This window comes from Rhizobium sp. P44RR-XXIV (assembly GCF_001999485.2).
In the GTDB taxonomy this organism is placed as follows: domain Bacteria; phylum Pseudomonadota; class Alphaproteobacteria; order Rhizobiales; family Rhizobiaceae; genus Rhizobium.
This window is the reverse complement of record NZ_MPVZ02000029.1, coordinates 1,269,302-1,295,813: the sequence shown is the minus strand read 5'-3', so window position 1 is coordinate 1,295,813 and position 26,512 is coordinate 1,269,302. Positions and strand designations below refer to the sequence as shown.

Annotated in this window: 22 protein-coding genes and 2 pseudogenes; 16 read left to right on the top strand and 8 right to left on the bottom strand. The window is 59.8% G+C overall.

Translation table 11 applies throughout. The annotated features are described in order from the left end of the window. Positions 1 to 66: 66 nt before the first annotated feature. The 4 genes from BSK43_RS32000 to BSK43_RS31985 all read right to left on the bottom strand — a co-directional run bounded on the left by BSK43_RS32000 (position 67) and on the right by BSK43_RS31985 (position 4,363). A complete protein-coding gene (locus BSK43_RS32000) occupies positions 67 to 1,128 on the bottom strand; it encodes an ABC transporter ATP-binding protein (RefSeq protein ID WP_077467508.1) in 1,062 nt (353 codons plus the stop codon). An 18-nt stretch (positions 1,129 to 1,146) separates the two neighbouring features. Beyond that, positions 1,147 to 2,031: a carbohydrate ABC transporter permease gene (locus BSK43_RS31995; protein WP_205910680.1), complete on the bottom strand. Its 885-nt coding sequence runs from the start codon at positions 2,029 to 2,031 to the stop codon at positions 1,147 to 1,149. Next, positions 2,028 to 2,930, bottom strand: a complete 903-nt coding sequence (locus BSK43_RS31990; protein WP_077467507.1) for a sugar ABC transporter permease — start codon at positions 2,928 to 2,930, stop codon at positions 2,028 to 2,030. The genes BSK43_RS31995 and BSK43_RS31990 overlap by 4 nt, the downstream gene beginning before the upstream one ends. A gap of 92 nt (positions 2,931 to 3,022) precedes the next feature. After that, entirely contained in the window at positions 3,023 to 4,363 is a 1,341-nt protein-coding gene (locus BSK43_RS31985; protein ID WP_169055490.1) for an extracellular solute-binding protein, read from the bottom strand. 233 nt (positions 4,364 to 4,596) lie between these two features. Here BSK43_RS31985 and BSK43_RS31980 point away from each other — a divergent pair, with 233 nt between their 5' ends. The 3 genes from BSK43_RS31980 to BSK43_RS31970 all read left to right on the top strand — a co-directional run bounded on the left by BSK43_RS31980 (position 4,597) and on the right by BSK43_RS31970 (position 8,322). Further along, positions 4,597 to 5,619, top strand: a complete 1,023-nt coding sequence (locus BSK43_RS31980; protein ID WP_136687401.1) for a LacI family DNA-binding transcriptional regulator — start codon at positions 4,597 to 4,599, stop codon at positions 5,617 to 5,619. Positions 5,620 to 5,735: 116 nt separating this feature from the next. Further along, complete coding sequence (locus tag BSK43_RS31975; protein ID WP_246662751.1) at positions 5,736 to 6,767, top strand: hydroxyacid dehydrogenase; 1,032 nt, start codon at positions 5,736 to 5,738, stop codon at positions 6,765 to 6,767. Positions 6,768 to 6,816: 49 nt separating this feature from the next. After that, entirely contained in the window at positions 6,817 to 8,322 is a 1,506-nt protein-coding gene (locus BSK43_RS31970) for an aldehyde dehydrogenase family protein (RefSeq protein ID WP_077467503.1), read from the top strand. A 27-nt stretch (positions 8,323 to 8,349) separates the two neighbouring features. Here the strand turns inward: BSK43_RS31970 and BSK43_RS31965 are convergent, their stop codons facing one another. Further along, a complete protein-coding gene (locus BSK43_RS31965; protein WP_077467502.1) occupies positions 8,350 to 10,002 on the bottom strand; it encodes an alpha/beta-hydrolase family protein in 1,653 nt (550 codons plus the stop codon). Between the two features lie 133 nt (positions 10,003 to 10,135). Beyond that, positions 10,136 to 10,594: a DUF1801 domain-containing protein gene (locus tag BSK43_RS31960; protein WP_077467501.1), complete on the bottom strand. Its 459-nt coding sequence runs from the start codon at positions 10,592 to 10,594 to the stop codon at positions 10,136 to 10,138. Positions 10,595 to 10,743: 149 nt separating this feature from the next. Between BSK43_RS31960 and greA the strand changes: the two genes are divergently transcribed. Beyond that, positions 10,744 to 11,226 carry a transcription elongation factor GreA gene (greA, locus tag BSK43_RS31955; protein WP_077467500.1) on the top strand — a complete coding sequence of 161 codons (483 nt, stop codon included), beginning with the start codon at positions 10,744 to 10,746 and terminating at the stop codon, positions 11,224 to 11,226. Here the strand turns inward: greA and BSK43_RS31950 are convergent. Then, entirely contained in the window at positions 11,210 to 12,142 is a 933-nt protein-coding gene (locus tag BSK43_RS31950; protein ID WP_077467499.1) for a LysR family transcriptional regulator, read from the bottom strand. The two genes, greA and BSK43_RS31950, sit on opposite strands and share 17 nt — an antisense overlap. 246 nt (positions 12,143 to 12,388) lie before the next feature. Here BSK43_RS31950 and BSK43_RS31945 point away from each other — a divergent pair, with 246 nt between their 5' ends. From BSK43_RS31945 to BSK43_RS31925, 5 genes and pseudogenes are all read left to right on the top strand, one after another. Next, a complete protein-coding gene (locus BSK43_RS31945; protein WP_077467498.1) occupies positions 12,389 to 13,513 on the top strand; it encodes an ABC transporter substrate-binding protein in 1,125 nt (374 codons plus the stop codon). A 14-nt stretch (positions 13,514 to 13,527) separates the two neighbouring features. Further along, entirely contained in the window at positions 13,528 to 14,619 is a 1,092-nt protein-coding gene (locus BSK43_RS31940) for an iron ABC transporter permease (protein WP_077467497.1), read from the top strand. Next, the gene (locus BSK43_RS31935) at positions 14,616 to 15,398 is read left to right on the top strand and encodes an ABC transporter ATP-binding protein (RefSeq protein WP_077467496.1); all 783 of its coding nucleotides are present in this window, start codon (positions 14,616 to 14,618) and stop codon (positions 15,396 to 15,398) included. Before BSK43_RS31940 ends, BSK43_RS31935 begins: the two co-directional genes overlap by 4 nt. Positions 15,399 to 15,870: 472 nt before the next feature. Beyond that, positions 15,871 to 16,970: pseudogene (locus tag BSK43_RS31930) on the top strand (porin). 300 nt (positions 16,971 to 17,270) lie between these two features. After that, positions 17,271 to 17,585 (top strand): hypothetical protein, encoded by a 315-nt coding sequence (locus tag BSK43_RS31925; RefSeq protein WP_077467495.1) that lies wholly within the window; start codon positions 17,271 to 17,273, stop codon positions 17,583 to 17,585. Positions 17,586 to 17,808: 223 nt separating this feature from the next. On the opposite strand, the gene BSK43_RS31920 is transcribed toward BSK43_RS31925, so the two are convergent. Beyond that, complete coding sequence (locus tag BSK43_RS31920) at positions 17,809 to 18,585, bottom strand: L,D-transpeptidase (RefSeq protein ID WP_077467494.1); 777 nt, start codon at positions 18,583 to 18,585, stop codon at positions 17,809 to 17,811. Between the two features lie 303 nt (positions 18,586 to 18,888). Here BSK43_RS31920 and BSK43_RS31915 point away from each other — a divergent pair, with 303 nt between their 5' ends. The 7 genes and pseudogenes from BSK43_RS31915 to BSK43_RS31885 all read left to right on the top strand — a co-directional run bounded on the left by BSK43_RS31915 (position 18,889) and on the right by BSK43_RS31885 (position 26,509). Next, entirely contained in the window at positions 18,889 to 19,563 is a 675-nt protein-coding gene (locus BSK43_RS31915; RefSeq protein ID WP_077467493.1) for a response regulator transcription factor, read from the top strand. After that, a pseudogene (locus BSK43_RS31910) lies at positions 19,560 to 21,015 on the top strand (HAMP domain-containing sensor histidine kinase). Before BSK43_RS31915 ends, BSK43_RS31910 begins: the two are co-directional and overlap by 4 nt. Positions 21,016 to 21,203: 188 nt before the next feature. Beyond that, complete coding sequence (locus BSK43_RS31905) at positions 21,204 to 22,235, top strand: AraC family transcriptional regulator (RefSeq protein WP_077467492.1); 1,032 nt, start codon at positions 21,204 to 21,206, stop codon at positions 22,233 to 22,235. 90 nt (positions 22,236 to 22,325) lie between these two features. Next, positions 22,326 to 23,456: an efflux RND transporter periplasmic adaptor subunit gene (locus BSK43_RS31900; RefSeq protein WP_136687399.1), complete on the top strand. Its 1,131-nt coding sequence runs from the start codon at positions 22,326 to 22,328 to the stop codon at positions 23,454 to 23,456. Continuing rightward, positions 23,453 to 24,160 carry an ABC transporter ATP-binding protein gene (locus BSK43_RS31895; RefSeq protein WP_077467491.1) on the top strand — a complete coding sequence of 236 codons (708 nt, stop codon included), beginning with the start codon at positions 23,453 to 23,455 and terminating at the stop codon, positions 24,158 to 24,160. Before BSK43_RS31900 ends, BSK43_RS31895 begins: the two co-directional genes overlap by 4 nt. Next, entirely contained in the window at positions 24,160 to 25,302 is a 1,143-nt protein-coding gene (locus BSK43_RS31890; protein WP_077467490.1) for an ABC transporter permease, read from the top strand. The genes BSK43_RS31895 and BSK43_RS31890 overlap by 1 nt, the downstream gene beginning before the upstream one ends. A 4-nt stretch (positions 25,303 to 25,306) precedes the next feature. After that, complete coding sequence (locus BSK43_RS31885; protein ID WP_077467489.1) at positions 25,307 to 26,509, top strand: ABC transporter permease; 1,203 nt, start codon at positions 25,307 to 25,309, stop codon at positions 26,507 to 26,509. Positions 26,510 to 26,512 lie beyond the last annotated feature (3 nt).

Genomic DNA, 26,512 nt, shown 5'->3' with positions numbered 1-26,512 from the left:
AAGAGGCCGCCCGCAAATGCGGCGGCCTCTTGCCAAGCCTTCAGGGCGTAGCAGCAATAGATCTGCCTATTGGCCTATCGCAATGCTGCGGGTCTCTTTGTCGAAGAGATGAAACTGCGCGGGATCGATGGCGAGGCTGACGGGCTGCCCCACGCTCAGCTGTACGTTGCCGGCCAGGCGAACCGTGGTCAATTCAAGACCCTCATGAGCAACGTAAGCATAGGTATCGGAACCCAGTCGTTCGATGACGTCGATCTTGCCTTCGAGATTGCCCTTCCCGGGTTCCAGAATGCCAAGATGCTCGGGACGGGCGCCGAGCTTGGCAGCCTGCGAGGGTGCGTAAGGCAGCAGTAACTTGCCGCCGCCGGCTACTTTCAATCCCCCTGCGGTCGGTTCGACGTCGTAGACATTCATCTTCGGCGAGCCGAGGAACTGCGCCACGAAGAGATTGGCCGGCTTCTCATAGAGATCGATCGGAGAGCCGATCTGCTGAATGGAGCCATCCTTGAGCACGACGATCTTGTCGGCGAGCGTCATCGCCTCGACCTGATCGTGAGTGACATAGATCATCGTCGCGCCAAGGCGCTGATGCAGCCGGGCGATCTCAATGCGCATTTCCGCACGCAGGGCGGCATCGAGGTTCGAAAGGGGCTCGTCAAACAGAAACGCCACAGGGTCGCGAACGATGGCGCGACCGATCGCGACGCGCTGCCGCTGCCCGCCGGAGAGCTCCTTGGGCTTCCGGTCGAGATAACTTTCCAGCCGAAGTGCAGCCGCCGCCGCCTGGACGCGGCGGGTGATCTCCGCCTTCGGCGTGCGTGCGACTTCCAGGCCAAAGGCCATATTGGCGCGCACGGTCTTGTGCGGATAAAGCGCGTAGGACTGGAAAACCATGGAGAGCGCCCTGTCCGCCGGCCCGAGCTCGGTGACATCCTCGCCGCCAATCAGGACTTGGCCGGAGGTGACCTCCTCCAGACCGGCGACGAGGCGCAGCAGCGTTGATTTACCGCTGCCGGAAGGGCCGACGAAGACGACGAACTCGCCGTCTTCTATCCGCAGGTCAAGCCCGTGAATAATGTCCAGAGCGCCGAAGGATTTGCGGATCTTGTTCAGTTCGATAACGGCCATGTCTGTTTCTCCGCAGCTTCAAGCCTTGACGCCGCCGGCACCCAGGCCACCTTGCCAGAAGCGCTGCATGACGATGAAAGCTATAATGACAGGAACAATGCTGATCAGCGCGCCGGCCAGCACGAGTGTAAAGAGTGCGGCACCACCGCCCGAGCCGACAGTCGCCGTCGCATACCATTGGGCAAGGCCGACCGTGACCGGAAAATATTCCGGCGAGCTCAGCACGACCAACGGCAGGAAGTAGTTGTTCCAGGTCGCGACGAAGGACAGGATCAGCACGGTCGCAAAGCCCGGCATCAGCAAGCGCAGCGCCAGGGAAAAGAAGATGTGAAGCTCGCCGGCGCCATCGACGCGGCCGGCATCGAGCAGCTCGTTCGGGATCGCATCGTCGGCATAGACGCGCATCAGGAAGACGCCGGGCGGATAGACGAGCGAAGGCAGGATCACGGCCCAGGGCGTGTTGACGATGCCGACCTTGGACATCAGCAGAAACAGCGGCACGACGAGCGCTGTCTGCGGGATCATGACGGCGCCGAGGATAATCGCAAAGACCAGCTGCTTGCCGAGAAATTCATATTTCGCGAGCGCGTATCCGGCCATGGTCGCAAAGAGTGCGGCGCCGATCCCGGCCGTGGTGGCGTAAACGATAGTGTTGAGCAGCCAGCGGGCAAAGATGCCACCCTGATAACTGAAGACCTGCTGAATGTTCTCAAACAGCTTGAAGTCGCCGGCAAACCAGAGGCCGAAGCTTGTGAAGAGATCGTTGTTCGATTTCGACGCGGACACCAGAACATAGAATAGGGGCAGGGCGGTATAGAGCCATATCACCAGCAGGATGGCTGACAGCATCCAGCGGTTACGACGGAACGATGGCGAGCGCTTCGATTTACCGACAATGGTCATGCCTTGCCTCCACGATTGACGATGAGCATGAAGGCATAGGAGATCACAGCCGTGACTGCGCCGAGCAGGAAGGACATGGCGGCCGAGTAATTATATTGCTGGTTGGCGAAGGCGAGCGTGTAGGCATAGTAGTTCGGCGTGTAGGAATTGGTGATACTGAGCGGGGCGAGATTTCGCAGCAGATACGGTTCCGAGAAGAGCTGCAGCGAGCCGATGATCGAGAAGATGATGGTGACGACGACCATGGGTGCAATCAACGGCAGCTTGACGCGCAGCGCATAGACGAAAGCGCTTGCGCCATCCATCGACGCGGCTTCTTCCAGATCGGACGGGATCGCCTGAAGCGCGGCGTAGTAGATGATCATCTGATAGCCGGTGTATTCCCAGTTCGCGATATTGGCGATCGACGGGAGAATTGTGCTGGCCCCGAGAAAATTCGGCGCCGGAAGCCCAATGGCATTGGCGAGCTGCGTGAACGGGCCGAAGGCCGGGCCATAGAGATAGCCCCAGATCAGCGTGGCTATGACGGCCGGGACGGCGTAGGGCAGGAACAGGCTGATGCGGAAGAAGCTCTTGGCGTAGACCGTGCCGCTATCGAGGATCAGCGCGATCAGAAGCGCGATCGCCACCATGCCGGGGATCTGGATGACGGCGAATTTGAGGAGCACGACAACGCCCTGCCAGAATTTCGGGTCGCCCAGCGCGCGCACGAAATTATCCGCTCCGACGAACTTGGTGCCTGCAACCACGGTGGTTTTATAGACCGCCAGATTGAGGGCATAGAGCATGGGAGCGATCAGGAAGGCGATGAAGAGCAGCGCAAATGGCGCAAGGAAGAGCAAGGGCGCCAGTTTCTTGCTCACGCGGCGGCGGCGCTTGCGGCTACTAGGACCAGCCATTTGTGGTGTCTCCGGCTGTGAATTGCGCCTGCGCCTCGGCGCGGGTCATGCGAAAAGATATGTGCGGGGGCGAGGCCCCCGCACGGAGTCCATCAACCGTTGGAAACGGTATAGCCCTGATCGGCGCAATAGGCGCTGACGCCCGCCTGCAGGCGATCGAAGGCATCACTCAGCGAGCCCTTGCCGCCGATCGAGGCGGAGAGTTCCTGCTGCACCTGGCCGGCGAGGTAATCCTGGAACGGCGCGTATTGGAACGACGAGTCGACGTGCTTGGCCGCCTCGACGAAGACCTCGTTGACGGCCTGGCCGCCATAGAGATCGTATTTGTGATTGATGAGCTCCGGATCCGAGACCAGTTCCTTGAGGACCGGGAAAAGGAACTGTTTGGTGTTCCAGAGGCGCGCGGTCTGAGGATCGGCACCGAGGAACACGGCAAGCTGCGTTGCTTCCTTCGGATGCTTCGTGGTCTTGAAGGTCGCAAAGGTGGAGCCGCCGAGATTTGCGGTCACATATTTTCCTGCATCCCATTGCGGCAGGGGAGCGGCGCGCCAGTGGCCGTTGCTCTTCTTGGCAAACTGCGGAATGAACACGGCACCCCAGGCGCCCGTCATCCACGAGGCATAGGTGCCTTCGTCGAGGCCCGTGAACCAGTCGGTGGTCCAGACCGGGGTTTTGACGCCCACGGCCTTCGCATCGATGAGATCCTGCCAATAGGCGGCCCATTTCTTGGCGATGGCATCGTTCAGGTTGAGCTTCAGATCCGTGCCCTTGAGCTCGAACGGCTTCCAGCCGGCCTGCGCCAGAAGAGCGATGACCCAGCCGCCATCGGCGGTGCCGCCGAAATTGGTGAGGAACGTATCCGGCGACGCCTTGCTCAGCGCTTTGGAGCTCTCGGCAAAGGCAGCCCAGGTCTTCGGTACTTCAATCTTGTGCGCATCCAGAACGTCGGCGCGGTAGAGAATGCCCATCGGGCCGGAGTCCCACGGAATACCATAGACGGCGGCACCGTCGGATGCGGACGTCCAGGTCCAGTCGATGAACTTGTCCCTGACGTCGTTGGCGCCGTATTGGCCCATGTCGAGCAGCGCTTCGAGCTGGCGGAAGCCGGGAATATTGGTGAACTCGACCTGGCCGACGTCAGGCAGGCCGGTGCCAGCCTGGATCGCGTTGCGCAGTTTCACATATTCGGCAGGCCCCTGGCCGGCATTTTCGAGCTTGACGCTGATATGCGGGAAAGCCTTGGTGAAGAGATCGATCTGGGACTGCGTGTCGGGCGTCCAGGCCCACATCGTCAGCTCGACCTTTTCCTGCGCCATGGCTGGTGCGCCGAGGCCTGAGAATGCGGCTGCAGCAGCACCCGCACCAGCCGCCTGCAGCAGCTGCCGCCGGCTCAATGCGATCTGGATAGCATCCTTTTTCATGTCGTTGGTCATTGCATGTCCTCCCACATTCGATGAAACCGCACCCTCCCGGACCGGCTTTTTCATGATGACGCGCAATTCATCACGCGCAATTTGCGTTGTCAATTGCGCAATTTGCGAACTTATGCAAAATATGTCGCAAGTTTCGTGTGTGCGATAAAGACAGAGCCGTTGATATCGGCGTCCGGGGATGGATTTCTCACGAGAATCCCGTGATTATCCAGTGTAAATTGAAGGGTAGGCATTTGACTCGTTCACCTAAGTCCAACGCAAATCAGCTCGAAATTGCGAAGGCGGCTGGCGTTTCCGTCAGCACTGTGTCCCGCGCGCTTTCGGACGCTCGCGGGATCAGCGATGAGCGACGCCTGCAAATTCGCAAGATTGCCGAGGATGCCGGCTATTTTGGCCGATCCAGGGCCACGGTGGCTCCGACAAGGCATTTGCGGGCCTATGTGACCGGCAGCCTTGCAACCGGGGGACTGGCGCCTTTCTATGAGGCGGTGGTCGCCGGGTTGCGTGACAGCTCGAATGACAGCGGCTTCAGCCTTTCGATCCGCATGGTGGACGAAACCTCGCTTGGTCCGCATCGCATGGCCCGCGACCAGGAAAAGGAAGAGGCCGATGTCACGATTTTCGTCGGCATTGACCTGAACGACAGTCTGGCCGGCTATTTCCTCAACGGCAGCCACCGCGCAGTGCTCGTCAACGGCTATGATCCGGATATGCGCTTCGACTGTGTTGCGCCCAATAATTTCTACGGTGCACGGCTGGCCGGCCGAACCCTGCTCAAGGCGGGGCACAGGAAATTGCTTTATATTCATGATCATACGCGTTGGACGACAATCCAGCGCCGCCGCGGGTTCTACGCTTCCCTCGAAGAGTTTCCCGGTGCCTCCTGCACGGCGATCGGCGTCGCCAATGGTGTCGATACCGCGCTGCTGGCGGAGGTGGAGCGGCGAGCAAAAGGTGAGGCGGATTGGACCAGCGTGTTCTGCGCCAACGATATGGGTGCTTTCCGCCTGATGAATGCGCTTGAGGCTGTGGGGCTCAGCGTGCCGGGAGAGGTTTCGGTCATCGGCTTCGACGACTTGCCCTATGCCGCGATGATGCATCCGCGGCTGACGACGATGCGGGTCAATTGTCTGGAGATGGCCCGCCAGGCAATTCAGCTTGCGCAGCGGCGCATCGCCGAGCCGGATGCCATGCCGATGCAGGTCGAATGTGCTGTTGCGCTGGAGTCTGGCGCCACCATTGCGCAATTTGCGTAAATTGAAGAAATATTCTGCCTTATATTGCGTAACTTGCGTTTGTATGCGATCTCATTTCGCGAATGGCCTGATTGCCGTTCAGCATTTGCGGACATCGTTCCGCCAGGAGTTCGCTGTTGCCATCGCCCTCAAATATCATGCCCCCGCCAAGGCTCAGCTTTGCTTTCGGTCCTCTCGGAATAGAGAAGCTCTTTTCGCCTGCGGATCTGCATCGGCTTGAACGTTGCTGCAGCATCGTTTCCAGTGAGCCTCTGAGGGAGTTTCAAGGTGAGGAGGCAAAGGCACAGCTCGCCGAGACGGATATTCTGGTCACGGGTTGGGGGTGTGCCGCAATCGATGCGGCCGTGCTGGAAGCTGCGTCATCTCTGACGCTTGTCGCCCATGCGGCAGGATCGGTGAAACATCTTATCGGACCTGATGTCTTCGAACGAGGAATTGCGGTGACGAATGCGGCTGCCGCCAACGCCGTTCCTGTCGCCGAATTCGCGCTTGCCGCCATCCTGTTTGCCAACAAGGATGTCTTTCGCTTCCAGCGGCTTTATGCCCAGCAGCGGCGCTCTCTCGAAATGCATCAATCCTTCGATGGCGACAGCGGCAGCTGGCACAAGAAGGTCGGCATCGTCGGCGCCTCGCGCATCGGCCGCCGCGTCCTCGAGCTTCTCCGCCCGCATGATATGGATATCCTGCTTTACGATCCGCTCGTGGATGCAACCGAGGCTGCCGAGTTGGGCGCTCGGACGGCATCTCTTTCGGAACTGATGGCCGAGTGCCAGACCGTCTCTTTGCATGCGCCGCTACTGGCAACGACGCAGCACATGATCGACGCCGCAATGCTCGCCCGGATGCCAGATGGTGCGACATTGATCAATACGGCGCGGGGTGGTCTCGTCGATCAGACTGCCTTGGAAGCCGCGCTTTCGAGCGGCAGGATCTCTGCCATTCTCGATGTCACCGAACCAGAGGTGGTCCCACCTGCATCGCCGCTCTATGATCTGCCGAATGTCGTTCTGACACCCCATATCGCCGGCGCAATCGGCAATGAGCGCCAGCGCCTCGGCCGGCTGATCGTCGACGAGATCGAACGGTTCGTCGCCGGCGCGCCACTGCAACATAGTCTGACTTTGGAAAGCCTGCGCTACCAGGCGTGAGACGCCGGATATGCAGGATGCCTGAAATTCGTATCGTGAGGATAGCCACATGACCGCATACCCATTCATCGCACCTCGTCTCGACGATCCGCGGCTTCTGCAGCAGCGGCGCTATGGCATGGTGATCGGCGGTAAATCGGTACCGGCCCTTTCGGGGGAGACGATTACCCGGGAAAGCCCGGCGCATCCGGGTCACATCGTCAGCACGATCCCGAAGGGCAGCCGTGCCGATGCCGAGGCGGCAATCGCCGCTGCACGCACGGCATTCGAGAACGGACCTTGGCCGAGGATGACTGGTGGTGAGCGCGCCCGCATCATGCGCCGCGTCGGTGATCTGATCGAGGCGAATATCGAGGAACTCGCGACCATCGAGGCGCTTGAGGTCGGCAAGGCCATCAGTCAGGCCCGTGGGGAGATCGGTTTCGCCGTCAGCCTCTGGCACTATGCCGCCGGCCATGCCCAGGGGCTTGAAGGGGAGGCGCATAATGATCTCGGCCCGAATACGCTTGGTCTCATTCTGCGCGAGCCTGCCGGTGTCGTCGGCCTCATCACCCCTTGGAATTTTCCGCTGCTGATCGGCTCGGAGCGGATTCCGTGGGCGATCGGTGCAGGCTGCACCGTCGTCATCAAGCCGAGCGAGTTCACCTCGGGCTCGACGATCCGCATGGCAGAACTTGCGCTTCAAGCCGGTTTACCCGACGGCGTGCTGAACGTCATCACCGGATATGGTGCCGATGTCGGTCAGATTCTGGCCGAGCATCCCGATGTCGATGTCGTCAATTTTACCGGGTCGCAGCGTGTCGGACGTCTGATCGGCGCTCTCGCCGGACAGAATATCAAAAAGGTGGGACTGGAGCTTGGAGGCAAAGGCCCGCAGGTGGTTTTCGCCGATGCCGATCTCGATGCCGCGGCGGCAAAGATTTCAGGCGGCGTCTTTCATTGCTCCGGGCAGGTCTGCATCTCCGGCAGCCGCCTGATCGTGCACGAGAGCATCGCCGATGCACTTCTGGAAAAAGTGCAAAAGGTAGCAGGACAAATCGTCACCGGCGATCCGCTGGATGATCGGGTCAATGTCGGTGCCCTCATTCACCAGGGGCATCTGGACAAAGTTGCCGGCTATGTCCAGCAGGGTAAGGCCGATGGCGCGCAGGTGCTGGTGGGCGGCGACCGGCTGGGCGAGCTGGGTGCCTTCTACGCCCCGACGATTTTCACCCATGTCACGCCTCAGATGGCCATTGCCCAGGACGAAATCTTCGGCCCGGTGCTGACCACCTTCCGCTTCAAGACGGCAGAAGAGGCGATCCGAATGGCAAACGACACGCCCTATGGCCTGTCGGCCTGCGTCTGGTCGACCAATCTGTCGACTGCCTTCCAGGCCATTCGCCGCATCAAGGCCGGCCGGACCTGGATCAACGGCATGGGAGATGGCGCTCCGCAGCTGGCGATCGGCGGCTACAAGCAGAGCGGCGTCGGCCGCGAACTCGGCAAGCACGGCTTCGATGAATATTCCGAGCTGAAAAGCGTCCACGTTACGCTGTCAGCTTTTCCAGGATAGTCACTGTCGCCTCCCGATTCCGGTGCCTTATGGCGTCATGCCGAAGCGGGAGGCGAAAAGCGATTTGAGACGCATGACGTCCTGCGGAACGATCGAAGCATCCGTCAGGGATATCCAGCTATCGATATAGTGCTGCGGAGCATAGATATGCCCGTAACCGATCGGCGAGGTCGTCGCGATCATCATGTCGAACAGAAGTTGGAGCATCGTGACCACGGGTATCCAGGTAAGCTCCGGCGAAACGTCCGGACCGCGAGGCGCTTTCATCCATTCCGGCTCGCGGAAGGCGGATGCTGCGTCGAAGAACACGACCGGGTCGCTCGCATATTGCAGATAGACGACGCGAAGCGGTCCCCAGGGGGCGGCGAACTGGTCCGGCGCATGCTCCTGGTTTGCAAAGCGGATCACGGAACCGTCGCGAAATGTCGGCAACCACTCTGGCGTGCCGGGGTTGCGAACTGCGGTCGCAGCCTTCCATCTGGCGCTGCGGAAGGGAGGACCGCTCCACAGCGCCCCATTCACCGGATCGCCGATCACATTATAGATGTCGAGCGACAGCTGCGAGTTCAGCGCGCCGAGACTCAACCCATACAGATAGAGCTTCGGACGCTTGTCCCGAGGCAGCTTCGACCAGTAGCCATAGACGTCGTCGAACAGGTCGACCGCCGTTTCCTCGCCCTGTTGCGGTTCGAAGAGAAGCGACATCCAGCTCGACAGATAGGAATATTGCACGGCGACACTGGCGACGTCGCCATGCTGCAGATATTCGAGCGTATCCATGGCGGCTGGATCGATCCAGCCTGTCCCCGTGGGGACGATCACCACCAACATGGAACGATTGAAAGCGCCCTGCCGTATCAGCTCTTTCAGGGCGAGTGCCGCGCGCTCTCTGCTGGTGTCGGCATTGTTCAATCCGACATAGATGCGAAGCGGCTCCTGTGCCCTAGCATTCCAGAAGGTTGAAATTTCGGTTGCTGTCGGGCCGGATGCAACGAAATGCCGTCCCTGTCGCCCCAATCCCTGCCAGGCGACAAGCGAGGCGGCACTGCCGGTCTTTGTCGCATCCTGCGGGCTCGGCAAATCGTCATCGATCAATGCGTCAGCCTGCTTGAAGGAAGCGTCGGCCGCATCAAGAGCGCCGCGAAGCAATATGCCCTGCCCGATAGACCAGAACAGCGCGACGGCAAGCAAGGCGCCTACGACTTTCGAGAGCCGGCTTGGCACGACGCGCGAAAGCCATCGTGAAAACACCAGGTAGGCCAGGCGAAACAAGCGGCCGATGATCAGCGCAGCCAGAAAGGTAGCTGCGGCCACTGCCGCGAGCCAATAGGGATCGGCGCTGGCGATCGGCGGCATCTTCCACAGAATGCGGATCGAGTTTTGCCAGAAGGTCGCGTGCCAGAGTGCGGCAAGGCAGAGGACCAGGCAGGCGATGCCGATCAGCCAGCGTGCCAGTCTCAACGACTTAGCTGGGGCCGGCAGTTGCAGATAGAACCAGAGCCAGGTGAGGGCCGTCCCGATCATATAGCCGACGCCGGCGCTGATGCCCGAGAGGGCGCCTTGGACAAGATAGGATCGCGGCATCAGGCTCGGCGTCAGCGAGGCCGCGAAGAAGATGAGCCCCATGACCATGCCGAGGAGGGAAAGGGAACGGAACATCTCCTTGTCCAGTCGGCGCATGGTTATCCTTTTGCTTGGCGCGGAAATGCAGGCAACGGTTACCCGCGGGATGGGTTGCGACTTCAGGTGGATGCTACGCAATCAAGCCCGGAATGCCAAGAAATGTCCGTGACGATATCTCGGCCGCCGGCTTTTACATGCGCTCGCCGGGCAAGTGGCTTGCCTGCCGCACCCAATCGGCAAGCTGCGGCTCGTCGATCGGGTCGCCCTCATGGATGTTGAGGTAGCGTGTCTGTTCGCTCTTGGATTCGCCGGGTGGGATCGGATGAAGCAATGCGCCGCGAAAGAATGCGACCTTGATATACTTCGCAAAGCAGTGAATGCCGAGAAACCAGCCGTCGCCCTCAATACCGTAGAGCGGCGAATTCCATTTGACCGCCTTCTGAACATTGGGGATGGTTTTCGTGATGAGTGTGTCGACACGGCGTCCGACCTCGCTTTTCCAGCCCGGCATGGCGGCGATATAGGCCTGCACCGGTTCGTCGCCATAGCCCTTGGCAATCTGTGGGTTGCCGCCTGAAAGCAATTTGGGCGCCGATGCGCTTTTGCCGGACACAGGTGTCGTTGATTGCTTTGGGGGTCTATTCGCCATTGCATTTCTCCGCAGCCGGTATCCGGTCTATGGTATAAGGCTGATTTGGTGTTTCGTCTTCATTGTTCCAGATATGCCATGCGCCCCGCTGGTCAAAGCGGGCCGATCATCGGGGATAAAAGTGCAGCGCGTCGAAGTGGAGTTTGGAATTGAGCACAGCGTTCATGAAGGAAGAAAGCGCCGAAACGGCAGCTGAAACCCTGTTGCCCGACCGGACGATTTCCCCGCATCCGAACCTTGTGACCGAGGCGGGATTGAAGGCGCTGGAGCAACAGCTCCAGCAGGCGCGCGAAGCCTATGAAGCAACGACCTCAATCGAAGATATCAATGAGCGCCGCCGGCAAGCCGCCATCCCGCTGCGCGACCTGCGTTATCTTGTCGAGAGGGTGCGCACTGCCGAGATCATGCCGGCTCCCGTTTCTTCGGACCTCGTCGCTTTTGCAAGCACGGTTACCTACAGTCGCGAGGATGGCCGTGTGCAGAAATATCGGATCGTTGGAGAGGACGAGGCCGATCCAAAGGCCGGGTCGATCTCCTATGTCTCTCCGGTGGCAAGGCTGCTGATGGGCAAGGCGGTCGGCGATTTCGTCAGCCTCGGCAATGAGGAACTGGAGATCACTGCGATCGAATAGGGCGCTCGCTGCGAGACGCGACAGCACTCCTGATCGCATCGCGCAACCAGATATGCGCCGGCTGGGAATCCAGCCTTCTGTGCCATCGCATGCAGGTGGCAATCCTGGGTGAGATAAATGGGAGTTCGCTTATTGCGAGGCGGGAACCCTTGCAGATCGCTTCGGCAATCGGCCGTCTCATCGGAACATAGATATCCTGCTCCGACAGGACATCGGTGCATCCGAGCAGGGGCACGGAATGCTTCACGTCGCGATGCATCTGCCGCTCGCCAAGCCAGCGGTCGAGGAAACCGGTGTCGTCGCCGGCGGACGAGAGATGCAGGTGCGGCTTACCGATCAACTCTTCAGCCGTCATTGGAGTTTGCGCCTTGCGGAGTTCCGAGCGATGGACGATGACGAAATCGTCGCTGCTCAAATCCTCGGAGGCGAAGCGTTCCCGGTCTTCGCCCGGGCGGCCAATGAAGAGGTCGAGTTCGGAAGCATCGATCATGCGGTCGATGTCGGCCGTGCCGCTCGGGCGCAGGTTCAACGATATGCCGGGCGCAACAGCGCCGACAGCAAGGACGATTTTCGATGTCAGCGCGATCGCCGAGCAATTGTCGACGGCAAGCTTGAATTTCTGTTTCGATGTCGCCGGTTCGAACGGCCCCGATTGAAGGCCGAGTTCGAGATAGCTCAGCGCCTGTCTTATGGGTTCGGCGAGCTGCTCGGCGCGGGACGTCGGCAGCATTCCCTGAGCTGAGCGGACAAAGAGGTCATCATCGAGCGCATGGCGCAGACGCGCCAGCGCATGGCTGGCGGCGGGCTGGCTCATGCCGAGGCGCTGGGCGGCGCGCAGGATGTTGCCCTCCCGAAAGACGGCATCGAACACGCGCAGAAGATTGAGATCGATGCTGTTGATGTTGGGGGAATGCATGGCGGCCGATCGTCGATAATTCACTTCGTTTCGGCAACATGCACATTTGGAGCGAAAAGTGGAGATCAAAATTCATATTATGCATATCGGTATGACGAGGTTTCAGTTCCACGCCGGGCAGGATTGATGCAAGAGACGCTCATTCTGCCGGCTTCTCGTCATCCTTTGATGCGGGCCGCTTTGTTTTAACCGGCGGTCCCGAGCAGTTATTTCAGCGGCTGGAGCGGCCGCCAAGGAGTATTGTCGATGACGATTGCCGGATCGCTGTTCAAGGCGCTGCGTGTCCTTGCCCTCCTATCGCTTGGTTTGGCTCTGCCCGCCATTTCACGTGCCGGCGAAGTGACCGACGTGCTTGGGCGCAAGGTCAATGTGCCCGATCACGTCTCGCGCATTGTGCTCGGCGAAGGGCGCCTCAGCTATGCTCTGGCGCTGCTCGACAGGGACAACCCGTTCCAGCGGATCGTCGGATGGCAGAACGATCTGCGCAAGCTCGATCCTCACACTTTCGATACTTACAAGAAGAAATTTCCGTCCGTCGCCGATATCGCCGTAATCGGCGAGACCTCCGAGGTCAGCGTCAGCGTCGAGACCATTCTCGCCCTGAAGCCGGACCTCGTGATCTTCAGCGTTGCCGGCGAGGGCCCGAAGGCTCATAGCCCGATTGCGGATACGCTGGCACAGGTCGGTATCGCGGTCGTCTATGTCGATTTCCGCGTTTCTCCCATCGAGAACACCCCGAAGAGCATCGCGCTTATCGGCGAGGCGATCGGTCGTCAGGCGGAAGCAAAAGCCTTTACGTACTTTTACTCCCAGCATCTGGGCTTGATTACTTCCCGCGTCGCCTCCCTCAAGGATGAGCAGAAGCCGAACGTATTTGTCGAGCTTCTGGCGGGCGTATGGCAGGCACCGGGCCATACGACAGGCAATGGTGGCCTTGGCCAGTTCGTGACGGCCGTCGGCGGGCGCAATATTGCGGCCGGTGTCGTGCCCGGCGCCATCGGCGATGTTGCGGTTGAATATGTTCTCCATGCCGATCCGGATATCTACATTGCTACCGGCAACCGAGCACCGGGCCTGCTTTTGGGCGCCGGCGTCGAGAAGGAGACGGCGCAGAAAAGCCTCTATACGGTTCTGACGCGCCAGGAATTCAGGGATCTTCGGGCAATCCGGGATCGCAAAGCCTATGGTCTTTGGCACGATTTCTACAATTCGCCCTACAACATCGTGGCGATAGAGGCTCTGGCGAAATGGATCCATCCGGAGCTTTTCCAGGATATCGATCCGGCCAAGACGCAACAGGAGATGGCAAAATCCCTCCTGGCTATCGACAACACCGGTACTTACTGGGTTGAGCCCAGCGCCACCAACTGATGGGACACCGGTGAATGGATGCCTCCGTAACGCCTCGGAGCAAACTTGAAGCAGGCAGCACGGCCGGCTTTGACGAGACACGGGTGGCCTATCGCCGCCTTCTTGTCCGGCGCCTGATCATCATGGTCTTGCTATTGGGGTTGCTGTTGGCCTCCTTCGGCTATGATCTCGTCACGGGATCATCGGGCATGAGCGTCGCCGATCTCCTTCATGGCATTTTCCATCCGGCGGACCTCACGCCGACCGATCGCGCCATCATCTGGAACGTTCGCCTGCCTTTCGCGCTGATGGCGCTGCTTGTCGGGGCATCACTATCGCTTGCCGGTGCGGAAATGCAGGTCGTCCTCAACAACCCGCTTGCCAGCCCGTTCACACTCGGTGTTGCCTCGGCAGCAGCGCTTGGTGCGTCGACGGTCATCGTCTTTCATCCCACGCTGTCCTGGCTTCCCTATAATTGGTTCGTCTCGCTTGCTGCCTTCGTCTTTGCCTTCGGCTCCGTGCTTCTGCTGGATGCGCTGTCGCGCTTGAGGGCCGCCAGCATGGAAACGATGGTCTTGCTGGGGATCGCGCTGGTCTTCAGCTGTAACGCCGTGGTGCTGTTGTTTCAGCTTGTTGCAACGGAGGATGCGCTGCAGCAGCTGGTGTTCTGGTCGGTCGGCAGTCTTGCGCGTGCCACATGGGACAAGGTTGCGATCCTCGCGGTTGCGCTCGTGGTTGTTATGCCGTTGTCGTTTGCCTCGGCGGGGAGAATGACGGCTTTGCGCATGGGGGAGGAGCGGGCGATCAGCTTCGGCATCGATGTCGTGCGGCTGCGCTATCTCTCGCTGTTGCGGGTCAGTCTCCTGTCGGCCATGGCGGTCGCCTTCGTCGGTACCATCGGCTTCATTGGTCTCGTCGGGCCGCATATAGCGCGACTTCTTGTGGGCGAGGATCAGCGTTTCGCGCTGCCGGCGAGCGCTCTTATCGGTGCTCTCCTGCTGTCGCTTTCATCGATTGCCAGCAAGACCGTGCTGCCGGGGCTGGTCGTGCCCGTCGGCATCGTCACGGCGCTTGTCGGCGTACCGGTCTTCGTCGTGCTGATTTTCAATGCAAGGCCAGGCCGATGACGAGCGAAGTCAACGGCCTCGTCATTCGCAAGCTTGCGGTCGCCTATGGCCGCAAGAAAGTAGTAAGCTCGTTTTCGCTGGGGCCGGTGCCGCGCGGTGCGGTTCTTGCCCTGCTCGGGCCGAATGCGGCCGGCAAATCTACGCTGTTGCGCGGTATCGCGGGGCTTGGCTCTGCTTCTGGCGAGGTTCTGCTCGACGGCATCGATCTGGCACGGCTATCGAGGGTCGAACGCGCGAAGAAGATCGTCTACATGCCGCAATCGCAGCCGCCGGGCATTGCCTTGCCCGTCATTGAGGCCGTCATGAGCGCTTGCAGCGGCTTGATGGGTCGCGAGGCGGCAATGCGCGAAGGCTATGATGCGCTTGCGCAGCTTGGCGCCAGCGACCTTTCCATGCAATTGCTCTCTGAGCTTTCCGGAGGGCAACGTCAGATGGTTGCTCTTGCCCAGGCGGTTGTGCGTCGGCCGGATGTGCTGTTGCTCGACGAACCCACAAGCGCGCTCGATCTCAGGCATCAGATTCGCGTCATGGAATGTGCAACAGCCCTTGCCCGCGAGCAGGGCACGATCGTGCTTGCGGTTCTTCATGACGTCCCGCTGGCACTGCGCTATGCCGATACGGTCGCCGTGCTCAAGGGCGGGGATCTTATGGCATATGGCGAGCCCGGGGCTATCGTCACCTCGCAGATGCTTGCCGATATCTACGGCATCGAAGCTCGCGTCGAGCGCTGCAGCCATGGGCGAATTCAGATCATGGTCGACGGCACGTTACCGCAATAATCCGGCGACATTGCCGCAACTGATTATTCGAAACCATGCGGCTGCTCTGCATCGCAGCTCCGCTGACTGATTCTAGCGCCCTAGTCTTACAGGGCGGCCATCCGCGAAACTATGCCGGTCTTGCGGGGTTGCATGGACAAATGAGGCTCGAGAGAGATCGATCTAAGGTTGAAACGGGGTGTCGGGATTGTCACAATTCTGTAGAGTTTCACCGTCTCGTCGAGCCGAGATTTTGCGGAAAACAGCGTAAAATGCCCTCTAATAGCCATTTGCGCCAAGTCGATGCGTTGTTTCTGCAACAGGACGCATATACGTTTTGTCACATATTTCTGGGTTGTTGTAAAAGGGCGGCCTCAAAAGCATTTTATTCATGGAAGCGAAACGCTGAGCTTCAACTAGGTACTGAAACTTGATGTCGAGCGGCCCCCCAGGTTCGTCAATCGCGCAAGTACATTTGAAGAATGGAGTTACCATGAACATCAAGAGCTTGCTTATCGGCTCCGCTGCTGCGCTATGCGTAGTATCCGGTGCGCATGCGGCCGACGCTATCGTCGCCGCTGAGCCGGAGCCATTGGAATACGTTCGCATTTGCGACGCTTTCGGCGCTGGCTATTTCTTCATTCCGGGCACTGAAACCTGCCTCAGAGTAGGCGGCAAGGTCCGCACGGAAGGTCAGTGGTATGACCCCTACAATCGGGCCAGCACCATTGGTACAAAGTGGCATACTCGCGCTGAACTCAACCTCAACACCGCAACCGACACCGAATATGGTCCGCTGAAGACGGAGACCATCGTTCGCTGGGACTGGAATGACGGCGGCGCCACCACGACGAACCTGCTTTGGGCCTACATCACCCTCGGTGGTTTCACGGTCGGTAAGACGGACTCGCAGTACAACCAGTTCGTCGGTTATGCCGGCGATGTGATCCAGGACGACGTCATCTATGACGGTCCGTACGAATTGAACCAGCTGACCTACAACTACGACAGCGGTACCGGTTTTACGGGCGTCATCTCGCTCGAAGACAGCAATTCCGGCACCACCACCAGCGCCTATGGCGGAAACTGGCAGTTGTCCAAGGCTGACCATTACGCTCCGAACGTCGTTGCCGGTCTCGGCTACAAGGCTGGCATGTTCGGCTTCAAGGTCGTTGGCGGCTATGACTCGATCGTCGAGCAAGGCGCCATCAAGGCCCGTATCGATGCCGACTTCGGTTTCCTCACGGCCTTCCTGATGGGTGGCTGGAACACCGATGGCGATAAGCTCAACCAGTATGCCGGTTCGAACCAGAACGTCTCGGCCTGCACTTCGCCCGCGGCGTTGTCAATGGTGCAAAATGCGGCTGGGGTGACTGGGCAGTGTGGGGCGGTGTTGGCGTACCGGTCAACGACAAGCTGAAATGGAACCTGCAGCTCGCCTATACAGACTCGAAGATCTTCGAAGCCACCACGAACGTGAAGTTCAACCCGGTGAAGAACCTGCTTATCGAGCCGGAACTGACCTACGTTCACTACGACTATGCCAACGACGACACAGTCTCTGGTATCCTGCGTTTCGAGCGGACATTCTAAGGCCAGCCGGCTTGGCTTGACCTTCATGAGAAATCGGGCCCGATGATGGATCGGGCCCTGTTTGTCTCAATCCGAGGCGATTGGAAAACCTAACCCGGCCTGCACCGTGCCAATGGGTACCATGCAAGGCTGGACGGCCTTCGGCTCGTGCCATTTGACGCGCGAGCTTGCCGAGCGATCGTTCGCGATTGCAACCTCTGCAGCTGACAAAGGGAAGTCGGCTTACTGTCATAAATGTGAAGCTAATGAAGGGATATCTCATCCTTTCTAGCGCTATTTGGTGCCACTAAAGGAAGCCCTATGAAGACGATTATCATACTTGCGGCCGTTGGAATGATGTTCACCACCAACGCCATGGCCATGTCGGCCTACAATTCCAAATCCATGAGCTGCGCAACGGTGCATGAAAAGATGGCCCAGGAAGGGTCGATCGTGCTGCGATACCCATCACACCATCCAGGCATGATGATGTACAACCGCACGGTCTCGAATTCGATGTCTTGCCTTGGCCAGGGTGCGATGACCAGCGCCAGCGTTCCAACAAGCGACGATCCAAGCTGCAAGATCAAGACCTGCAGCTTCGCCACGGGCAAGGGCCCGAACAAGAACCACTAAATGGATTGAGGGCCGGCTATCAATTCGTCGGCCTGTCCATGAATTGAAACGCCAGACGGCAGGGTCAATCCTGTCGTCTGCGGCGTGGATTTGCCATTTACCGGACGTTCCGTCTATTCAAACAATGCCTGGCCGAGATGTCGGAGAGGGTGAGTGTCAACCCTCGAATAGGCATGGATATCGGCTCAGGCGCTGACGCCATCCATTGATCTGAAGGGCTGCCTCAGGTCGAGGTTACCGGAACAAGCGGGGTCTGATGAACGACGATCCGGGCATGGTATGGGACGCGGTCGTAGAGATCGATCGCATCCTGATTGATGAGCCTGACACAGCCTGACGACGTTGCCTTGCCGATCGATTTCCATTCCGGCGTGCCGTGCAGGCGATAGAGCGTGTCCTTGCCGTCCTGAAAAATATAAAGCGCGCGTGCCCCGAGGGGATTTTTCAGTCCCGGCGCCATCCCGCCGTTTGCGACCGAGAATTTCTCGAGAGCGGGCTGACGGGCAATCATGTCTGTCGGCGGCTTCCAGCGCGGCCAGTGCTGGCGCCAGTGGATGATGCCTTCGCCCTTCCAGGCAAAACCTTCACGGCCGATACCGACGCCGTAACGCATCGCTTTGCCGCCTGGCAGCACCAGATAGAGGAAACGCCCGACCGTATCGACAACGACGGTGCCTGCAGGCTCGCCCGTCGGGTCTCTAACCTCTTGACGGAGGTATTTCGGATCGATCTTCTCGTAGGGAATGGCGGGGATGGTGAAGCCGCCATCCTGGACCTGCGCATAGCGGGCCGCAATTTCCGGGGACGCTACGGGAGCGGCAACCGGCTCGATGACCGGTTTGACGAGTGGGGGGGCCGGCAATGGCGTCTGCAGACGAGCTTGGTCTTCTGGGGCACCTTGCGGGCCGGACACCGTGGTGCAGCCGGCCAGCGTGGCGGACGCTGCCAATGAACCAAGAATAAAAGCGCGACGGGATAGGGAGGATGAGATGCGGGTCATGGATATCGTCAGGGAATTGTTACGTAAATAGGTCGGTCGGGCGAATCTGCCGCCTGACCTCTAAGTTTGATTTGTGGCGGGATTAGACCGACTAGAGGTCGAATGGCAAGTCTTTAACAACTTTCGCGCAGGCTGACCATGCTGCGAATGCCTGCTCGTCGCATCGGTGGCTCACCCAATTGAAACCGCTCCGATCGCGGCTTGCGCTCTATCTCGTAAGTCGACATGTAATGTAGCCGCAATCTTTGGCATGTGAGTGGGGGAAGGGGATGGCAAGAGGCTGTCCTCGTCAGGGAGAAGCCATTGCGAATCTTGCTGCTTGAGGACGAGCCGGAAATGGCTCGAGCTTTGCTTGAGGCGCTGAGGCGCCGCGATGTGCTCGCCGATCATGTCCGCACCATCGCGGATGCCGATGCCATGGCGCGCGTTGGCACCTATGATGTCCTGGTTCTGGATCGACGCTTGCCGGATGGCGAGGGACTGGATCTTGTTGCCGCCCTTCGCCAACGCAAATACCCGGTACCGATCCTTGTCCTCACTGCTCTCGGCAGCATCGACCACCGCGTCGACGGGCTTGATAGCGGCGCCGATGATTACCTTGCCAAACCTTTTGCTATCGAGGAACTGCTCGCCCGGCTGCGGGCACTTCAGAGGCGAGGCCCTGCCATTTCCGATAAGTATCTGAATTTCGGTAATCTGAGCGTCGACCCCCGGAGCAACGAAATCTCCATAGCAGGATCGGTCGTCGAGTTTCCGCGGCGCGAATACCTGGTGCTGGAGACGTTGATGCGTCGTCCGAACCGGATCGTCACGAGGTCTAACCTGATCGAAGCGGTCTATGCGCTGGAGGACGAAATCGGCTCGAACGCATTGGACGCCCATATTTCGCGGATCAGAAAGAAGCTCGTTCAGGCCGGCGCCGCGGCTGAGATAAGAGCTGTGCGCAACATTGGCTATCTGATCCGGGCGAAGGCATGAAGGTAGAGCGCAGCCGGTCGTTGCGATGGGGGCTGATACGGCGCCTGATCATGTTGCAGGCATTTCTTCTCGTTCTCTTCGTCGTCCTGTTGGCCGGCTGGATCTGGATCATCAATCCCGAGCTGGAAGACGCCAACGAAGAAGCGGTGCGTGTCGTTGCGCAACATGTGGCGAGAGATGCAGATGGCCGATTGCAGGTTGCTGAAACACCGGAAATTGCCGAGTTGATACAGCGCTATCCGGATCTCTGGTTTGCTGTCCGGGACGCCAACGGGTCTATCTTCCAATATGGAGAGATCCCCGCGGTTCCTCTCCAGCAGAGCTTTCCCTGGACGATCGAAAGAGCACGGGTGGAAGCCGGCAATGGAACGCATGCGACAGTCGAGAACCGGGACACGCCAGTCGGCAGGCTCCAATTCGTGGCGGCGACCGAACGCGATTTTGCGAATGACGGCCTCAATGTCTGGATCAATATGCGGGTCGATGTCGCAAAGGATGCCAACGGGGAAGTCCGCTGGCTGACCGTATTGCCGGGCATGGGAGCCATCATTCTCATTGCGGTTTTCCCGATGCTTGCGCTCACCGGCGTTGCCACCTTGCTCGTTACGCCGCGTGCGGTCGGGCGATCCCTGAGCGGGCTGGTGGAAACGGCAACGCAAGCGCAGGCGATCGATTTCGAAAACCGGTCGGCCCGTCTCGATCGCTCGAAAGTGCCGAACGAGATCATTCCCATGGTCGATGCGTTCAACCACGCCCTTTCCAAACTGGATGAGGGATATAATCGGCACAACCGCTTTCTGGCTGACGCAGCCCATGAACTGCGGACGCCGATCGCAATTGCGCGTACACGGGCCGATCTTCTCCCAGAGGCTGAGGTCAGCCGGCAGCTTCGGGACGATATCGATCGCCTCTCCCGCGTGGCGCACCAGCTTCTGGAGATGCAGGCCATCGGCGCGGTCGAATTGCGCGCGGAGCAGAAGGACCTCAACCTGCTGGTCGAGAATATTGCCGCCGATCTTGCCCCGATTGCGATGGATGCGGGTTACGATTTTGACTTCGAGCCGAGCCCCGAGGCGGCTGTCTTTGTGATCCAGACATCGACGATCGAAATGGCTGTCGTCAACCTCATTCGAAACGCGATCGATCACGCTGGCGGCAAGGGCGCAATCGTCGTCAGAGTGGGCGCTGCTGGGACGATCGATGTCTGCGACCAGGGGCCGGGCATCGCGCCATCGGAGCGGGACCGGGTTTTCGAGCCGTTTCGCCGCATCAACACCAGCTCGTCCGGCGCGCCTCGGACTGAACCTCGTCAAGAAGGCCGCAGAGATTCACGGCGGAAAGGTGTCATTCTTCGATACCAACCAAGGTTTTTGCGTGCGGCTGGAGATCCGATCGATCGCCCCATCCGTCGCGAAGGATCAGGGCGGTCGAGGCGGCAAGAAGCAAGGTTGATTCAGCCGCGTGAATTATGGGCCGTTATCCCTTGTTGCAAAACGCGATCAGGCAAGCCCAAATTTCATCGGAATGGTTTCGATAGGGGAGATTTCTCGACCTCGAACATGATTCAGGTCGCGGAGCGCATTGATTAAAGTCATGGCTGAGGTTGATCGTCCTGTCGTTCTCCTTGATATAAGTTTCTGATGCTTTTCATCCCTCTGCCCTTTGTCGTCGCCATTCTGCTCCTCGTGCTGTTTGCCGTCGTGGCGAGGGGGAGCGACCAGGCCTCCTTGAAGGAGGCTCCGCGCAATCTGCCATTCTTGGCGCTGATATTGATGGGCGCCTTTCAGTCGTTTCTGAGCGGCCTGCGCTGGGGATATGGCATAGGGGAGATCATATATGTGGCGCCGATCGGAGCGGCGATCGTTCCGCCGCTGGCATATCTGGGAGTGTGCAAACTTACCCGCAAAACCTCGGCCTCATCTTCGCGGCGGTTGGGATTGCATGTTCTTCCGGCTGTGGCGATCATCCTTCTGGTGATCGTCTGGCGCGGTGCCATCGATGTTGTGCTTCCGCTCATCTTCATCGGCTATGCCGTCGCTATCCTGCTTTTGATGCGATCGGGAACGGACTCGCTCAGAACGACGTCCTTTGAGAGTGCGCCACGGGTTTTTCGTGCGCTTGTTTTCACGGCATTCGCATTGCTGTTATCGGCTGCGCTGGACATTTTCGTTGCTCTCGATTTTGCGTGGACCGAGGGCAGGCATGTGATTCCGATCATAAGCCTCGGAAACCTCACAGCGCTGATTATCCTGTCGATCGCCGGCGCGGTCGCCAGCCGCGGCCGCAGCTTTCCGGAAGTGGCAGAGCCCCCGCCGCAATTCGACATGGCGGAAGACAAGGTTACGATGACCGCGATCCAGGCCTTGTTGGAAACGAAGCGTGTCTATCGCGATCCCGATCTCAATCTGGACCGGCTTGCCCGCAAGGCCGGCATTCCGGCCCGGCAGATATCCACGGCGATCAATCGCACCACCGGCAAGAACGTCTCGCAATATGTCAATGAGTTCCGGGTGGCCGAGGCCTGCGGCCTGCTCGAGGAGACGAAGAGACCGGTGACGGACATCATGTTCGAGGTGGGCTTCCAGACCAAATCGAACTTCAACCGCGAATTCCGCCGTGTCACCGAGATGACCCCGCTTGAATGGCGGGAGCGGAAAGAAAATCCCGCCTGAATCCTCGACATAGGTACGAAATCGCGATCGAGGACTGCCGAAAACGTGTTTGAGGTCGAGTTAGCGGCTTAGTCGGCCATTCTGTTCGGCATGAACACAAGCACCGAACACGACCGCAAACTTGCCGAAACGCTCAAGTCGCTTTCGCTTGAGCCTTTGACGGCCACGATCACATCCGAGCCGCCGCGGACAATCGCACGGCGGCTCGCTCTACCCGCCATCCTCGTCGCTTTGGCAACCGTGCCGGTTGCCACTGCAGTCGTATGGCCGAATGCTCTTGGCCGCATCAAGGCTATGCTTCCGGATGAGCGGCGCGCGGATATCGCAGCCTCCGAAACGCCAGCCACGAACACCCGAGCGACCAAGGCGGGCAATGTAGAAGCACCGTCTGTACGGGAGGTTGCCTTTGCACCGACCCGCGAAATCACCGGCTCCGGCTATGTCGTCGCGCCACGGTCCACCGCCGTCTTTTCCAAATATGAGGGCAGGATTACCGGCATCCCCGTCGAAGCCGGCGATCATGTCGAGGCCGGCCAGGTCCTGGTCACTCTGGATGATGCAAGCGCTCGTTTCGCTCTAGAGCAGGCGATGGCGGCAAGGGTTTCCGCCGATCTTGCCCTGTCCGCGAAGGATATCGCGCTCGCGCAGGCGGATGCCTCTCTGCGGCGCATCGGAGCGCTCGCGTCTCGCCAGGCGGCATCTCAAAAAGAGCTTGAGGAGGCTCAGACGGTCTGGAAGAGCGCGTCGAACGGCGTGGCGCAGGCACGTCAGGATCTCAATCGGGCGGAACTGGCCATCCGCATCGCCCAAGAGCAACTGGACGAACTGACGGTTCGCGCGCCCTTTGCCGGAACGGTGACGCGGCTCAACGCTCACGTCGGCGACACGATGTTGGCGCGTGTCGATAGCGTCCGCGAAAACCAGAGCCTTCTGACGCTCGTCGATACCGGCAGCATGGTGATCGATGCAGACGTGGCCGAGACGAATATCGCCGCGATCCGTCCCGGCATGGATGGGGAGGCCGTCCTCGATGGCTTTCCCGACAGGCCATTCGCTATCAAGTTAAGCCGGATCGCCCCCGTCGCTTCGTCTGAAAAAGGCACGATCGCGCTTCGGTTTTCACTCATCGCACCCCCGACCGGAATCCGCCCCAACATGGCGGCGCGCATTCGCATCGCTGTTCCCAATCCCCAGACATCATCAGGAGACGTCAAGCAATGACAGAGATCATCAAGGAAGAGCCGTACATCGTTTTGAGCGCCGTGCAGAAGGGATACCGGGTGGGAGGCGAAGCGATCTCCATCTGCAGCGGTCTCGATCTGGTGATACCGAAAGGCGACTTCGTCGCCATCATGGGGCCATCCGGATCGGGAAAATCGACGCTTCTCAACATGCTGGCGGGTATCGACCGTCCCGATGCCGGCGAGTTGCGGATTGGCAACGCCCGGCTCGATCAGATGGGAGAAGCGGCGCGTTCTTCCTGGCGGGCGCACAATATGGGCATCGTCTTCCAGTTCTATAATCTGCTGCCCATGCTCAACGCGGCAGAGAATGTCGAGCTGCCGCTCCTCCTCAAGCCGATTTCCGCCAGAGAGCGACGTGCTCGGGTCGAGAAGGTATTGGATCTCGTCGGGCTGGCGGGCCGTGGCAAGCAATATCCGGCCTCGATGTCCGGCGGCCAGCAGCAGCGTGTCGGCATTGCGCGTGCCATCATTGCCGATCCCGATCTGCTGCTTTGCGATGAGCCGACCGGTGATCTCGATCGAAAATCGGCGGACGATGTTCTCGGCATGCTCGGCTTTCTTAATCGCGAGATGGGCAAGACGATCGTCATGGTCACACATGATCCGCAAGCCGCCCTCCATGCCCGACAGACGCTGCATCTCGACAAGGGGCATTTCGTTGAAGAGAAGAGGGCTGCCTGATGAGTTTCCTTCGTCTTGCCAGAAAGAATGCATGGCGAAAGCCGCTGCGGACTCTGCTGCTGATCTTCTGTGTGATCGTGGCTTTCCTGATCTACGGCCTCACGGCGAGCTTCGTGAACGGCACGCAAGGGGCGGCCGGCGCCAGCGAAAATATTCTTGGTGTGATGAACGCGGCCGGGCGCAACCAGCCTCTACCAATGGCCTATCTATCACGGATCGCTTCGCAGCCCGGCGTGTCAGAAGTGGCTTACATGACGCGTCTGCGCGGTTTCGTCGGCACGGAAAAGAACGCGATGGCCGTCAGCGCCGTCGAGCCGCAACTGCTCGCTGACGTCAATGGCAGGGAGCTCGGCTTGACGGCGGAGCTGATCGCATCGCTCGGTGCGGCGCGCGACCGCGTGCTGGTCGGTCGCGCTTTGGCGGAAGCTCAAGGCTGGTCCGTCGGTCAGCGCATCACGCTCACCGCCTTCCAGACAGCAATGAAAAATGGCAGCCGCGACTGGCGTTTTGAGATCACCGGGATTTTCGAAGGCGAGACTGCGAGCACCGATACCTATTTCATCATTGCCCGCTACGACTACGTCAATGCCGCCCGCGAGCGTAATGCCGATACGGTAGACGCTTTCATCGTGCGGCCGCAAGACGGCGTCTCTCCCGGTCAACTGGCTGTCGGCATCGATGCGCTGTTTGCCAATTCCGCGGTGCCGACGCGCACGCAATCGGAGAAGCAATTCCTTGAAGCGTTTCTGCGCCAATATGCGGATATCGGCCTGATCATCAATCTCATCGTCGGTGCCGCTTTCACGACCCTTCTGATGATCGTCGTCAACACGATGGTCTTTGCGGTGCGCGAGCGCACGTTTGAAATCGGCGTTCTGAAGACGCTTGGCTTTTCGCGGCGGAGGATACTGGGGCTCATTCTCAGCGAAACGCTGCTGATTTTTATCATCGGAGGCTCTGTCGGTCTCCTTCTGGCAAAGCTCGCCGCCATCGCCGCTGGGCCGGTTCTTGGCCTGGTTTTTTCGGCCACCGTCCTTGCCAAGGCAGTTTGCCTCATCGCGCTCCTCGGCTTTGCGACGGGGCTGATCCCGGCTGTTAATGCCATGCGCACACCCGTCACCAAAGCGCTGAGAGCGAGGTAGTCCCATGTCTTCCAATATCAAGCAAATGCTCGTGATGATCCGGGCCAGTCTTCTCAGCCTGCCACGGCGGCTGGCGATTTCCATCTCGATGGCGCTGTCCATCGCGCTCGTCGTCGCGGTCCTCGCCGGCTTTCTCTCCATGGCGGCGGGCTTCGAGACGGCATTGAAGAGTGCCGGTTCCCCTACCGTCGCCGTCCTTCTCGGCGGCGGCACCAATCAGGAAATGGCCTCCGCTATTCCCGCCGAGGCGATCCGAACGATCGAAGCGATGCGGGGCGATGTCGGAGCCGTCCACGATGCGGCCGGCAATCTGGTCTATTCCCGCGAGATCGTCGTCCCTGTGGAAGTCCCCCAGCAAGGCGCGGATGCTGCCAAGATGCTGGCTTTGCGGGGCATGGACGCGACCGGTCCATCGCTTCGTGATGGCGTCACTCTGTCAGCCGGTCGTTTTCCAACGCCTGGTTCACGCGAAATCGCTGTGGGCGATCGCATTGCCGGGGAATTTGGGTCTCTTGCCGTGGGAGACCGGGTGCGGCTAGGTCCGGTGGAATGGACCGTGGTCGGGCATTTTTCCGCGAATGGCAGTGCTTTCGAGTCGGAAATATGGGGCGATCTCGATGCCGTCCGCTCGGCCTTCGATCGGCAGGGCGAGGTTCAGAGCGTGAGATTGCGGCTGGTCGAACCGGGCGCAATCAAGCTGCTACAGGCTGCGCTCGGCGTCATCACGGTCACGCCGATGGTCGCGGTATCCGAAGCCGATCTTTATGCCGCACAGTCTTCCGGTACGGCCGATCTCATCCGCATGTTCGGATGGCCGGTCGCGCTTCTGATGGCGCTTGGCGCGACGGCCGGTGCGCTCAACACGATGATGAGTTCGGTTTCCGATAGGGCCGTCGAGATTGCCACTGTGCGAGCGCTGGGATTTAGCCGGCTGGCCGCCTTCATCGCCACCTGGGTCGAGGCAATCCTGCTTTCGGCCATCGGTGCTGCCATCGGGCTCATCGCTTCGTGGTTTCTGTTCAATGGCTGGCAGGCCAGTACCATTGGCGCAAACAATGCCAGCATGGCATTTCAGCTCACGATGGATGGCCGGGTGATGTTCATGGCCGGTCTCCTGGGCCTGGTGATCGGTGTTGTCGGAGGCGCATTGCCGGCACTTTCCGCCACGCGGCTGCCCCTGACGGTCGCGTTGCGCGCGCGCGGCTAGGGG

What these genes read in the sequence shown, in the direction of transcription:
- BSK43_RS31895 (WP_077467491.1), top strand. Translation starts at nt 23,453, where the DNA reads ATGACAGAGATCATCAAGGAAGAGCCGTACATCGTTTTGAGCGCCGTG.
- BSK43_RS31885 (WP_077467489.1), top strand. Translation starts at nt 25,307, where the DNA reads ATGTCTTCCAATATCAAGCAAATGCTCGTGATGATCCGGGCCAGTCTT.
- BSK43_RS31970 (WP_077467503.1), top strand. Translation starts at nt 6,817, where the DNA reads ATGACCGCATACCCATTCATCGCACCTCGTCTCGACGATCCGCGGCTT.
- BSK43_RS31935 (WP_077467496.1), top strand. Translation starts at nt 14,616, where the DNA reads ATGACGAGCGAAGTCAACGGCCTCGTCATTCGCAAGCTTGCGGTCGCC.
- BSK43_RS31920 (WP_077467494.1), bottom strand. Translation starts at nt 18,585, where the DNA reads ATGACCCGCATCTCATCCTCCCTATCCCGTCGCGCTTTTATTCTTGGT.
- BSK43_RS31985 (WP_169055490.1), bottom strand. Translation starts at nt 4,363, where the DNA reads ATGACCAACGACATGAAAAAGGATGCTATCCAGATCGCATTGAGCCGG.
- BSK43_RS31960 (WP_077467501.1), bottom strand. Translation starts at nt 10,594, where the DNA reads ATGGCGAATAGACCCCCAAAGCAATCAACGACACCTGTGTCCGGCAAA.
- BSK43_RS31950 (WP_077467499.1), bottom strand. Translation starts at nt 12,142, where the DNA reads ATGCATTCCCCCAACATCAACAGCATCGATCTCAATCTTCTGCGCGTG.
- BSK43_RS31940 (WP_077467497.1), top strand. Translation starts at nt 13,528, where the DNA reads ATGGATGCCTCCGTAACGCCTCGGAGCAAACTTGAAGCAGGCAGCACG.
- BSK43_RS31890 (WP_077467490.1), top strand. Translation starts at nt 24,160, where the DNA reads ATGAGTTTCCTTCGTCTTGCCAGAAAGAATGCATGGCGAAAGCCGCTG.
- BSK43_RS31905 (WP_077467492.1), top strand. Translation starts at nt 21,204, where the DNA reads ATGCTTTTCATCCCTCTGCCCTTTGTCGTCGCCATTCTGCTCCTCGTG.
- BSK43_RS31995 (WP_205910680.1), bottom strand. Translation starts at nt 2,031, where the DNA reads ATGACCATTGTCGGTAAATCGAAGCGCTCGCCATCGTTCCGTCGTAAC.
- BSK43_RS31925 (WP_077467495.1), top strand. Translation starts at nt 17,271, where the DNA reads ATGAAGACGATTATCATACTTGCGGCCGTTGGAATGATGTTCACCACC.
- BSK43_RS31965 (WP_077467502.1), bottom strand. Translation starts at nt 10,002, where the DNA reads ATGCGCCGACTGGACAAGGAGATGTTCCGTTCCCTTTCCCTCCTCGGC.
- BSK43_RS31945 (WP_077467498.1), top strand. Translation starts at nt 12,389, where the DNA reads ATGACGATTGCCGGATCGCTGTTCAAGGCGCTGCGTGTCCTTGCCCTC.
- BSK43_RS32000 (WP_077467508.1), bottom strand. Translation starts at nt 1,128, where the DNA reads ATGGCCGTTATCGAACTGAACAAGATCCGCAAATCCTTCGGCGCTCTG.
- BSK43_RS31900 (WP_136687399.1), top strand. Translation starts at nt 22,326, where the DNA reads ATGAACACAAGCACCGAACACGACCGCAAACTTGCCGAAACGCTCAAG.
- BSK43_RS31990 (WP_077467507.1), bottom strand. Translation starts at nt 2,930, where the DNA reads ATGGCTGGTCCTAGTAGCCGCAAGCGCCGCCGCCGCGTGAGCAAGAAA.